Annotated in this window: 11 protein-coding genes and 1 riboswitch; of the genes, 2 read left to right on the forward strand and 9 right to left on the reverse strand. The window is 73.1% G+C overall.

Features of this window, described 5'->3' with window-relative positions; all coding sequences use genetic code 11:
• Positions 1–5 precede the first annotated feature (5 nt).
• A riboswitch (glycine riboswitch) is annotated at positions 6–105 on the reverse strand.
• Between the two features lie 151 nt (positions 106–256).
• The gene (locus EBN88_RS11475; RefSeq protein ID WP_199742325.1) at positions 257–649 is read left to right on the forward strand and encodes a PRC-barrel domain-containing protein; all 393 of its coding nucleotides are present in this window, start codon (positions 257–259) and stop codon (positions 647–649) included.
• On the opposite strand, the gene EBN88_RS11480 is transcribed toward EBN88_RS11475, so the two are convergent.
• The 9 genes from EBN88_RS11480 to EBN88_RS11520 form a co-directional block, all read right to left on the reverse strand.
• Positions 550–2016 (reverse strand): DNA polymerase IV, encoded by a 1467-nt coding sequence (locus EBN88_RS11480; protein WP_122183743.1) that lies wholly within the window; start codon positions 2014–2016, stop codon positions 550–552. The two genes, EBN88_RS11475 and EBN88_RS11480, sit on opposite strands and share 100 nt — an antisense overlap.
• An 80-nt stretch (positions 2017–2096) precedes the next feature.
• A complete protein-coding gene (locus EBN88_RS11485) occupies positions 2097–2714 on the reverse strand; it encodes a MerR family transcriptional regulator (protein WP_122183734.1) in 618 nt (205 codons plus the stop codon).
• Positions 2715–2857: 143 nt separating this feature from the next.
• A complete protein-coding gene (locus tag EBN88_RS11490; protein ID WP_122183735.1) occupies positions 2858–3331 on the reverse strand; it encodes a bifunctional nuclease family protein in 474 nt (157 codons plus the stop codon).
• Between the two features lie 76 nt (positions 3332–3407).
• Positions 3408–4109: an FHA domain-containing protein gene (locus tag EBN88_RS11495; RefSeq protein ID WP_122183736.1), complete on the reverse strand. Its 702-nt coding sequence runs from the start codon at positions 4107–4109 to the stop codon at positions 3408–3410.
• 163 nt (positions 4110–4272) lie between these two features.
• Positions 4273–5073: a DUF881 domain-containing protein gene (locus EBN88_RS11500; RefSeq protein WP_233580603.1), complete on the reverse strand. Its 801-nt coding sequence runs from the start codon at positions 5071–5073 to the stop codon at positions 4273–4275.
• A 5-nt stretch (positions 5074–5078) separates the two neighbouring features.
• On the reverse strand, positions 5079–5411 hold the full coding sequence (locus EBN88_RS11505) for a small basic family protein (RefSeq protein ID WP_097232514.1): 333 nt from the start codon (positions 5409–5411) through the stop codon (positions 5079–5081).
• A complete protein-coding gene (locus tag EBN88_RS11510) occupies positions 5408–6352 on the reverse strand; it encodes a DUF881 domain-containing protein (RefSeq protein ID WP_122183738.1) in 945 nt (314 codons plus the stop codon). Before EBN88_RS11510 ends, EBN88_RS11505 begins: the two co-directional genes overlap by 4 nt.
• 52 nt (positions 6353–6404) lie before the next feature.
• Complete coding sequence (locus tag EBN88_RS11515) at positions 6405–8900, reverse strand: mannose-1-phosphate guanyltransferase (protein WP_122183739.1); 2496 nt, start codon at positions 8898–8900, stop codon at positions 6405–6407.
• A 136-nt stretch (positions 8901–9036) separates the two neighbouring features.
• Positions 9037–9645, reverse strand: coding sequence for a CDP-alcohol phosphatidyltransferase family protein (locus EBN88_RS11520; protein WP_122183740.1), 609 nt, complete (start codon positions 9643–9645; stop codon positions 9037–9039).
• 280 nt (positions 9646–9925) lie between these two features.
• On the opposite strand from EBN88_RS11520, the gene ptsP reads away from it, so the two are divergent.
• Positions 9926–11566: phosphoenolpyruvate--protein phosphotransferase (gene ptsP / locus EBN88_RS11525; protein WP_122183741.1), on the forward strand; the 1641-nt coding region annotated here is incomplete at its 3' end.

Raw genomic sequence — 11566 nt, forward strand, 5'->3', positions numbered from 1 at the left:
GTGGTTTCGCCCGCGCGGTACAGGGGCCTGAGAGATTCCGGGGAGGATTTGCTCCTTCGGCGCCCGTCGCCCCGAAGGGCGGCAGGACTCTCCCGCACGAGATTGACAACCGCCTACGAGCCTACCAGCGCCACCCGTCCGGGCCGAGGGGTGGACCTCGACTGGCCGGCGGCCCGATTCTGGCCTTGGGTAGGTGTGAGGGGACGACGTTCTCCGGGACGCCCACACCGTCCCAGGCGCGCAGTTGGAGGAACCCGTGCGAACCGACATCGATCCGCGTGGCCTGATCGGCCGCAAGGCGTTCGACCGCCACGGCGACAAGATCGGCACCGTGGACGAGGTGTATCTGGACGACGCCACCGGCGTCCCCGAGTGGGCCGCCGTGCGGACCGGGCTCTTCACCCGGGACGCCTTCGTGCCGCTGGAGCCCAGCGAGCTGGTGGGCAACGCGCTGCGCGTCCCGTTCGACAGGGCGCTGATCCGCCGCGCGCCCGACCTGGGCGTGGGCCGCCACCTCTCCCCCGAGCAGGAACTCCAGCTCTACCGCCACTACGGGCTCGATCTCCCGCCCGACCCGGACGCCGAGGCCGGCCCCGCGCCGGACGCAGACTTCGGCCGACTGGCCTCCTCGGACGACCCCGAGGGCTGATCCGCCGCCTCCCCCGACGCCCCCGGCCCGCGCGGCACCAGGGGCAGCGGGCCGGAGCGCCGCAGCAGCGGATCGTCCACGGCGAAGGTGCGCACCCGTCCCGGCACCCGGTCCTCCGGCCGCTCGAAGCGCACCGTCACCCGCCCCACCCCGCTGCCCTGCACCCAGCCGGGCCCGAACCGCTCGTGCGTCACGTCGAGCCCGGGCAGCCACCGCCGGTCGGCCTCCGGCCCGGCCGGCGCCGCCTCCTCCGTGGGCGCCGGCTCGGCGGGCCGCTCCCCGCCCGACCCGGCCCGCTCCGACTGGGCGAAGAGATCCTCCTGCGTGAAGTCGGCCAACGAGCTGACCCCGACGCCCAACAGCCGCACGCCCTCGGTGGTGTCCACGCTCTCCAGCAGCCGCTCGGCCGCCTCCCGCACCACGGCCAGGTCGTCCGTCGGCCCGCGCAGCGTCTCGGAGCGGGTGAGCGTGCTGAAGTCGTACCGTCGGACCTTCAGCACCACCGTGCGGCCCGAACGGCCGGCGGCCCGCAGCCTGGTCACGCACCGCTCGGCCAGCCGCCGCACCTCGAACCTGATCCGCGCCCGATCGGTCATGTCCACCTCGAAGGTGTCCTCCACGGAGATGGACTTGGCGTCCCGCTCCGCGACCACCGGCCGGTCGTCGACGCCCAACGCCATCCGGAAGACCCCGGCGCCGTGCGCCCGGCCCAGCAGCCGCGTCAGCTCGGCCTCGCCGGCCCGCACCGTCTCCTCGACGGTGTGGATGCCCGCACGCCGCAGCACCTCGGCCGTCGCGGGCCCGACCCCCGGCAGCGTCCGCACCGGCAGCGGCGCCAGCAACTCCCGCTCGGTGCCCGGCTCGATCAGCACCAGCCCGTCGGGCTTCGCCCGCTCCGAGGCGATCTTCGCCAGCATCTTGGCCCCGGCCAGCCCGACCGAGCCCGTCACCCCGGTCGCGGCGGCGATCTCGGCCCGCAGCCGCTCCGCCACCGCCCGCGCCCGCTCCGCCGTGTCGGCGCTCCCGCCGGCGGCCAGGTCGACGAACGCCTCGTCCAGGCTGAGCGGCTCCACCAGCGGCGACAGCCGCGCCAACAGGCCCATCACGCGCTCGCTGACCGCCCGGTACACCTCGAACCTGGGCACCAGATACGCCCCGTGCGGGCACAGCCGCCGCGCCTGGGCCGTGGGCATGGCGGAACGCACCCCGAACACGCGGGCCTCGTACGACGCGGTGGCCACCACCCCGCGCGGCCCGATGCCACCGACGACCACGGCCTTGCCGCGCAGGCTCGGCTTGGCCGCCTGCTCCACGGAGGCGTAGAAGGCGTCCATGTCGAGGTGGAGAATGGTTGGCTGGCCCCTCACCCGTCCGATGGTGCCCCAGGGCACTGACAATCGCGGGCCCGACCGTGACCCGGGGGCTCAGCCGCTCGGCGCGGAGCCGCTCAGCGCGAGCGCTTCCGCCGCCTGGCCAGCTCGTCCTCGGGGTGGTCGGCGGGGACGACGCGCTCCCCGGTGTCGGCGCGTTCGGCGTGCAGCCGACCCAGGGCCGCCTCCACATCGCTCCAGACCGCGCCGACCGCGATGCCGAAGACCCCACGGCCGCCGCGCAACAGCTCGGCCAGTTCGTCGGGGGAGGCACAGCGGTAGACCGCGGCGCCGTCGCTCATCAGCGTCATGTGCGCCAACTCGCCCAGCTCGGCGGTGCGCAGCGCCTCGGCGGTGGCGCGGATGGCCTGGAGCGAGACCCCGGCGTCCAGCAGCCGCTTGACGATCTTGAGGACCAGCACGTCGCGGAAGCTGTACAGCCGCTGCCCGCCCTGGCCGGGGACCGGCCGGACGCCGGGCTGGACGAGCCCGGTGCGGGCCCAGTAGTCGAGCTGCCGGTAGGTGATGCCGGCCGCCGCGCAGGCGCTGGGCCCCGGGTAGCCCAACAGCTCCCGGGCGGCCTCCTCCCGGAGGCCCGCCGGGGGCGCGACCGTCTGTCGCAAGCCCGGACGGGGCGCCGCACCGGGACGTGCGGTGCTCTCCCCGACCGCCCGGCTGTCGCCGTCACCTGTCACGCCGGCCTCCGTTCCACATGTCCCGACCGTGTCCTCGTCACTCACCGGCTGTCACGATGAGTTGGCACACAGCGCTCCTCCCAAGACATGCCCCACTGAAGCTAGGTATCCACACGGAGCGCGTCAACGATCGCCACGCACCGCTACTGGCTGCTGGTACCGAAGTCCTCGGGGGAGATCTGGTCGAGGAACTCGCGGAACCGCTCCACCTCGTCCTCCTGCTCGTCGGGGATGATGATCCCGGCGTCGTCGAGCACGGCGTCGCTGCCGTAGATCGGGGTACCGATCCGCAGCGCGAGCGCTATCGCGTCCGACGGGCGGGCGCTGACCTCGACCCCGCTGGCGAAGACCAGCTCGGCGTAGAACACCCCGTCGCGCAGATCGGTGATCCGCACGGCGCTGAGTTCCTGGTCCACGGCCTCCAGGACGTTCTTGAAGAGGTCGTGCGTCAGCGGCCTGGCCGGGGTCATCCCCTGCTGGGCGAACGCGATGGCGGTCGCCTCGCCCGGCCCGATCCAGATCGGGAGGTAGCGATCGCCACCGACTTCTCGGAGGAGCACGATGGGCTGGTTGTTGGGCATTTCCACCCGCACGCCCACGACATCGAGCTGATTCACACAGCAACCCTAGGCCGTGCCCGGTGCATTTGGATAGTCGAGCCTCGGCCCCACGCGCTCTCGCGCCCCCGCACCGTCAGTGCACCTGCCGTCCGGCGAAGTACACCATCCGGTACTTGCCGATCTGCACCTCGTCCCCGTTGGCCAGGGCCACGGAGTCGATCTGCTCGCGGTTGACGTAGGTGCCGTTGAGGCTGCCGACGTCGCTGACGGTGAACCCGCCGTCGGGGCCGCGGCGGAACTCGACATGGCGCCGGGAGACCGTGACGTCGTCCAGGAAGATGTCGCTCTGGGGGTGTCGCCCCGCCGTGGTGACATCGCTGTCGAGCAGGAAGCGGGAGCCCGAGTTCGGCCCTCGGCGAACGACGAGGAGGGCCGAGCCGGCGGGCAGCGCGTCGACCGCCGCCTGGGCCTCGGGCGAGAGCACCGGCACGTGGTGCTGCCCGGTGGCCTCGGCGTCGTACGCCTCCAGGCCGGAGATCGAGATCGTGGAGGTGGTCTCCGACGAGCCCTCGACGCCGGGGCGGAGCGCCGCCCCGCAGTAGGAACAGAAGCGGCTGTTGGGGGTGTTGGCGTGGCCGCAGCGGCCACAGGCGGGCCCGGCGGCCCCGCGCCCCTGGTCCGCTATGCCGCCTGGCTGGGAGACCTCGTCCCGGAACAGGGGGCGGCCGGGCTCGGACGGCGGCGCCGGAGGCTGGCCTTGCTGGCGGGCGCGGGCTCCCGCGGCACTGTGCGTGCCGCTCTGACGCCTGCCGAACAACCTAGCGAAAAAACTCACCAGCGATCCCCTCGCACCTAGCCCGGCCCGCCACCGGGGCGGGACGGTCCATTCTCTCTCTCCACCGACCACACACGTCATCCTGACAACGTGAGCGGTCTCTCTTCAGTTTCCCTCACTGGGCGGCACGGTGATCGATAACCCCCGTGACGTCGAGGTTCGGTCATGATGACAACTGAGCGTAGTCAGGCTGCTCCGCCGATCGCAAGGCATCCACGGTCACGGTCTCAGGACGCGTCACGGCGACCGCCGCCTGCTTGTTCTCCATCGACTGCACCACCCCGCCCGGGATGTTCAGCGCCGGCTCCAGGTCCTGGGGGCGGCCGATCGCGTCGATCACGAACGGAGCACGAACGCGCTCGTCGTCCACGTGAACCCCACCGTTGTGGTCCACGAAGGATGTGCTCGCGACGATCCGCACCCCGTTGATCTGGAGCGCCTCGGCACCGGCGGCGCGCAGCTCCTGGACGGCGTCGAGCAGCATGTCGGCCGTGACGGCGCCCGTCGGGTCGTCGACGCGGAGGGTGATGCCCGGGCCCTCCGCCGCCACCGTACCGGCCAGCACGCCCAGTTGTCGCTCCCGCTCCTCGCTCTGCCGGCGGGCCTCCTCGGCCTGGTCGCTGCTGTTCTCCAGCTCGGCGCGCTGGTCCTCCAGGGTGCTCTGCTCGTCCTCCAGGCGGGCCGAGCGGTCCTCCAGGTCGCTGAGGATGCGCACCAGGTCCTCGGGGCGCGCGCCGCGCAGCGCGGTGTCCTCGCTGCCGGCGGCCCGCACCTGGATGGCCAGGCCGAGGCCGAGCACGAACAGCAGCACGGCGGCGACCAGTTGGCCCCGGCTGGCGCGCGGTGGCCACAGGGCGGCCAGCAGCGCGGCGCGGCCGGTGGGCCGGCGCGGCCCGTCGGACGCGTCCGGTTCGTTCCGCTGGTTCGGCTGGTTCGGCTGGTTCGCTTCGTTCGGCTGGTTCACGGGTGTCACGCCCCGAACACGTGGCGGCGGATGGCCGCCGCGTTGGAGAAGATCCGGATGCCCAGGACCACGACCACGCCGGTGGACAGCTGGGCGCCGACGCCCAGCTTGTCGCCGAGGAAGACGATCAGGGCGGCCACCACCACGTTGGAGAGGAAGGAGACCACGAAGACCTTGTCGTCGAAGACCCCGTCGAGGGTGGCCCGCAGGCCGCCGAAGACGGCGTCCAGCGCGGCGACGACGGCGATGGGCAGATAGGGCTCCATCCCGGTCGGGACCACGGGGCGGGTGACCACCCCGATCACGACGCCCAGCACCAGGCCCAGCACGGCGATCACGGGGCGGTCACCTCTTCCGGCTCCTCGTTGCGGGGCGTTGACCCGGGGTCGGCCGGCTCGGCCCGCGCGGGGAGCGGGCGGGCGCTGCGGGTGGTCAGGCTGGGCGCCGCCGGCAGCCGCAGCTCGTCCCTGGTCGAACGCTCCACGCGGATGTCGTAGTCGTCCTGGAGGGTCACCAGGTAGTGGCCGGCCAGGGTGGCGTCGAAGTCGTCCAGCAGGGTCTCCGGGTCGCCGAGCGCGAGCAGGGTGTAGGGCGGCACCAGGGGTCGGTTGTCCACCAGCACGGCGTCGCCGGCGGCGCGGATCGCGGAGAGCGCGGTCAGGCGCTGGTCGTTGACGGAGACCGCCTCGGCGCCGGCCTGCCACAGGCCGTTGACGACGCGTTGCAGGTCGCGGTCGCGCACCCGGCCGGTCTGGGCGAAGCCGTCGTCCCTGGGGCCGCCGCCGGCGGCGTCGCCCACGTCCCTGGCGTCGTCGATGACCAGCTCGACGCCGGGGCCCTCGACGGGGCTGGCGCCGGCCAACAGGGCGACCAGCTCGGCGCGTTCGGCGTCCTCGTCGCTGAGCGCGTCCCGTTGGCGGGCGGCGACGTCGGCGCGCAGGTCGTCGACCAGGGCCTGGAGGGCGTCCAGGCGCTCGGTGCCGTCGTCGACGCGCTCCAGCAGCTCCTCGCGCTCCTTGGCGACGGTGGGCGCCGCCTCGCGCGCCTGGGCCGCGCCCAGGGTGACCACCACCCCGGTGAGGACCAGGCCGCAGGCCAGCCAGAGCCTGGCGCGCGTGGAGCGCGGCAGCTCTGACCGGCCCGACTCCCGCCGTCTGGCCGCCGCCTCGGCGTAGCCCTCGTCGAGGGTGTTGCTCATGACGGTGGTCAGCAACGACATGGAGGCGTCGGGGCGCGCGCGGGGCGCCGCCCCCGGCTCCTGCTCTGGCATGGCGCACATGGTGGCACGCCGGTTGTCCCTAGATCGAATCGGGCCGGTCGTCGGCCCCCGGTCAGCCCTCGGCGCCCTCCACCACGCTCGACCAGTCGTCCAACAGCTCCTGGGCGGCGGCGTCGTCAGGGCCCTCGGCCCACAGGTGGGTGACGGCCTCCGCCGGGTCGGGCAGCACCAGCACCCAGCGGCCGTCGGACTCCACGACCCTCACGCCGTCGGTGGTGTCGACGGAGCGGTCGCCGGCTGCCTCCACGACCCGGCGCATCACCAGGCCCTTGACCGCCCACGGGGTGGCGACGTCGCGGCGCAGCACGTGCGCGCGGGGGATGCGGGCGTCGATCTGGCTGAGCGAGAGCTGGGTGCGGGCCACCAGGCCGAGCAGCGCGGTGAAGGCGGCGGTGGCGTCGAAGACGCTGCTGAACTCGGGGACGATGAAGCCGCCCTGGCCGTCGCCGCCGAAGACGGCGTCGTCCTGGTGGGCGGCGCGGGTCAGGTCGTCGGGGGACGTCGTCGTCCAGTCGACCTGGGTGCCGTGGTAGGCGGCGACCTGTTCGGCGATGCGGGTGGTGGTGACGGGCAACGCGACCCGGCCGCCGCGCCGTTCGGCGGCGATCAGGTCGAGGAGGACCAGCAGGGCGCGCTGGTCCTCGATGATCCGGCCGCGCTCGTCGACGAGGGCCAGCCGTTCGCCCACCGGGTCGAAGCGGACGCCGAACGCGGCGCGCGCCGAGGAGACGATCTCGCCCAGCCGCACCAGGCCGGCGCGGCGGGTCTCGGCGCTCTCGGTGGGGCGCGCCTCGTCGAGGCCGGGGTTGATGGTCAGCGCGTCGACGCCGAGGCGGCCGAGGAGGCTGGGCAGGACGAGGCCGGCGCTGCCGTTGGCGGCGTCGACGACGACCTTGATGCCGGACTCGGCGATCCCGGTGGTGTCCACGGCGCGCAGCACCGAGCCGGTGTAGCCGTCGAAGACGCTGGCGGGGAAGCGCAGGTCGCCGATCTCGCCGGGGAAGGCGCGGCGGTACTCCTGGCGGGCGTAGACCCGGTCGAGCTTGCGCTGCCTGGCCTGGGAGAGGTCGGCGCCGCGCTCGTCGAAGAACATGATGTCGACGGAGTCGGGCACGCCGGGGGTGGTGCGGATCATCACGCCGCCGGCGCTGCCGCGCGCGGTCTGTTGACGGGCCACGGGCAGCGGCACGTTCTCCAGGTCGCGGACGTCGATGGCGCTGGCCTGGAGCGCGGAGATCACGGCGCGCTTCAGGGCGCGGGCGCCTCGGGAGTGGTCACGCGCGGTGGTGACGGTCGAGCCCTTCTTGAGGGTGGTCGCGTAGGCGCTGGCGAGCCGGACGACCAGCTCGGGGGTGATCTCGACGTTGAGGATGCCGGAGACGCCCCGGGCGCCGAAGAGTTGGGCCTGTCCCCTGGCCTCCCAGATGACGGAGGTGTTGACGAAAGCGCCGGCCTCGACGGTCTTGAACGGGTAGACGCGGACGTTGCCCTGGACGATGGACTCCTCGCCGACCAGGCACTCGTCGCCGATGACGGCGCCGTCCTCGATTCTGGCGGCGCGCATCACGTCGGTGTTCTTTCCGATGACGCAGCCGCGCAGATTGGTGCCGGGGCCGATGTAGACGTTGTCGTGGACGACGGCCTTGTGGAGAAAGGCGTCGGCCTTGACGACGACGTTGGAGCCGATGACGGTGTGTTCGCGGATTTCCGACCCGGCCTCGATCTTGGCGTAGTCGCCGACATAGAGCGGGCCTCGGAGTTTGGCGTCGGGGTGGACCTCGGCGCCCTCGGCGATCCACACGCCCGGGGAGATCTCGAATCCGTCGATCTCGACGTCGACCTTGCCTTCCAGGACGTCGGCCTGGGCCTTCACATAGCTCTCGTGGGTGCCGACGTCCTCCCAGTACCCCTCGGCGACATAGCCGTAGATGGGGCGCCCCTCCTTCATCAGGCGGGGAAAGACGTCGCCCGACCAGTCGACGGAGACGTCGGGCTCGACATAGTCGAAGACCTCGGGCTCCATCACGTAGATGCCGGTGTTGACGGTGTCCGAGAAGACCTGGCCCCACGTGGGCTTCTCCAGGAACCGCTCGACCTTGCCCTCGTCGTCGACGATGGTGATGCCGAACTCCAGCGGGTTGGGAACGCGCGTGAGGCAGACGGTGACCAGGGCGCCGCGCTCCCGGTGAAAGCGGATCAGGTCGGTCAGGTCGAAGTCGGTGAGGGCGTCCCCGGAAATGACCAGGAACGAGTCGTCCTTCAGGGCCTCCTCGGCGTTCTTCACACTTCCGGCCGTGCCCAGTGGTTTCTCCTCGTGGGCGTAGGTGAGGTCCATTCCCAACTCCTCACCGTCCCCGAAGTAGTTCTTCACCAGGGAGGCGAGAAACTGCACCGTGACGACGGTCTCGGTGAGTCCGTGGCGCTTGAGCAGGCGGAGCACGTGCTCCATGATCGGGCGGTTGGCCACGGGCAACAGGGGTTTGGGCATACTCGCGGTCATGGGGCGAAGCCGGGTGCCTTCGCCGCCAGCCATTACGACGGCCTTCATATCGGAAGTGTCCTCCTTGGGGGGTCCGACAGTCGTTCCGACTTCTGCCCGCAGGAAGGGGCCCGGGCCCGGGGTGGCTCCCCGGAAGATCGCGACGCGTACGGGCTCCAGACCCCCGCGACGCTGCCAGGGCGATTCAGTCGGCCGTGGCATCCGCCGCGAGGAGACGGCGGACCTGGACCACGTAGAGGATCCCTGCCCACCAGTAGAGCGCTGTACCCCAGGCGGCGAACGCCCATCCGAAAATAGCAGCGAGTGATGCCACAAGGCCACTTGAGTCACTGAGCAGCAGGAGCGGGAAGGCGTACATCAGATTGAAGGTGGCGGCCTTGCCCAGGAAGTTGACCTGGGGCGGGGCGTAGCCGTGGCGGTCCAGCAGCCAGACCATGACCAGCAGCATCAGCTCCCTGGCCAGCAGCAGGGCGGTCAGCCACAGCGGGAGGATCTCGCGCCAGGTGAGGCCGACCAGGGTGGAGAGGATGTAGAGCCGGTCCGCGGCCGGGTCGAGCACGCGGCCGAGGGCGCTGATCTGGTTCCACCGGCGGGCGAGCTTGCCGTCGAGGTAGTCGCTGACGCCGCTGAGGGCGAGGACCAGCAGGGCCCAGCCGTCCATCCTGGGGCCGTCGAAGACCGGGGAGAGCACCAGCCAGAGGAAGAGCGGGACGCCCAACAGGCGGGCCATGCTCAGCACGTTGGGGATGGTCCAGATCCGGTCCGTCTGAACCCGTGTCTCCTGGACCTCCACGCGGAAGCCTCCCCCGTCGCACCGTGCCGTCGCCAACGCGCTCCGACCTTACCCGGCGGACCGGGGCGGGGAGAGGGCGGGGACGGTGGGGACGCGCCGGGTGTCCTGCGGCGTTTGACGGCGGGTCGGCGGCGCCGTGCGGCGGCTGGGGGCGTCGTGCGACGACAATGGCGCGGGTGAGGCCGGCGCGCCCGCGTGTGCGGTCCCGGGCCGGGGTCGGCGCGGGCGGGGGCGCCGGTGGACGCTGGTAGGCAGCCGACGCGAGGCGGGTGGATCGGGCGTGACGGAGACCAGACTGCTGGGAGTCGGGGTCAGCCACGGTGTGGCGATCGGGCAGGTGCGGCACATGGGCACGACCGTGCTGGAGCCGCCGCCCCGGCGGATCACGCCGCAGGACGGGCCCAGGGAGTTGGCCAGGACGCGGCGCGCGGTGCGGGCGGTGGCCGCCGACCTGCGGGCGCGGGGCACGTTGGCCGGCGGCGAGGCGCAGACCGTGCTGGAGGCGCAGGCGCTGATGGCGGAGGACCCGGAGCTGCTGGCGGACGCGGAGCGGCGGATCAGCGTGGGCAGCAGCGCTGAGCGGGCGGTCTATGACGCGTTGGCCGCGTACCGGGCGCTGCTGGCCGGCGCCGGGGAGTACCTGGCGGGGCGGGTGGCCGACCTGGACGACGTGCGCAACCGGATCATCGCCCGGCTGATGGGGCTGCCGACGCCGGGTGTGCCGGACAGCGACGAGCCCTATGTGCTGATCGCGCGTGATCTGGCGCCGGCGGACACGGCGCTGCTCGACACCTCGCTGGTGTTGGGCTTCCTGACGGAGGAGGGCGGGCCGACCAGTCACAGCGCGATCCTGGCGCGGGCGTTGGGGGTGCCGGCGGTGGTGGCCGTGCCGGGGGCCGGGGAGATCGCATCGGGGACGTTGGTGGCGGTGGACGGCTCCACCGGTGAGGTGGTCGTCGAGCCGGGCGAGGAGCTGCGGGGGCGGCTGGCTGAGGCGGCGGAGCGGCGGCGGGCGGCCGTCTCCCGGACCAAGGGGCCGGGGGCCACCTCGGACGGGCATCGGGTGCCGCTGCTGGCGAACATCGGGGGGCCGGCCGACGTGCCGGCCGCGGTGGCGGCGGGCGCGGAGGGGGTGGGGCTGTTCCGCACGGAGCTGCTGTTCCTCTCGGGTGGGGAGCGGCCGCCGGCGGAGGAGGAGCAGGCGCGGGTGTACCGCGAGGTGTTGGAGGCCTTTCCCGAGGGGCGGGTGGTGGTGCGGGTGTTGGACGCGGGGGCGGACAAGCCGCTGGCGTTCCTCTCGTCGGGGGCGACGGAGCCCAATCCGGCGCTGGGCGTGCGGGGGCTGCGGGCGCTGCTGGAGCATCCCGAGGTGTTGGCGTCCCAGCTGGCGGCGTTGGGCGAGGCGGCGGCCGGGCTGCCGGTGCATCTTGAGGTGATGGCGCCGATGGTGGCGGACCGGGCGGACGCCAGGGCGTTCGCCGAGGCCTGTCGGACGGCCGGGCTGCCGGCGACTCCGGGCGCGATGGTGGAGATCCCGGCGGCGGCGCTGCGCGCCCGGGCGCTGTTGCAGGAGGTGGAGTTCCTCTCGGTGGGGACGAACGACCTGGCGCAGTACGCGTTCGCGGCCGATCGGCAGGTGGGGGCGGTCTCCCGCTGGCAGGACCCGTGGCAGCCGGCGCTGTTGGACCTGGTGGCGCTGACGGCTGAGGGGGCGGCGGCCGAGGGGAAGAGCTGTGGGGTCTGCGGGGAGGCGGCGGCCGATCCGGTGTTGGCCTGTGTGCTGACGGGCCTGGGGGTGACCAGCCTGTCCATGGGGTCGGCGGCCATCCCGCAGGTGCGGGCGACGCTGGCGCGGCACACGCTGGCGCAGTGCCGGCGGGCGGCCGCCGCCGCGCGGGCCGCCGAGGGGGCGAACGGCGCG

The sequence above is a fragment of the Streptomyces triticirhizae genome (genome assembly GCF_003696235.1).
GTDB lineage: Bacteria > Actinomycetota > Actinomycetes > Streptomycetales > Streptomycetaceae > Streptomyces > Streptomyces triticirhizae.

Coding starts and splice junctions, on each gene's coding strand:
- EBN88_RS11510 (WP_122183738.1), bottom strand. CDS start 6,352: ATGTGCGCCATGCCAGAGCAGGAGCCGGGGGCGGCGCCCCGCGCGCGC.
- EBN88_RS11515 (WP_122183739.1), bottom strand. CDS start 8,900: ATGAAGGCCGTCGTAATGGCTGGCGGCGAAGGCACCCGGCTTCGCCCC.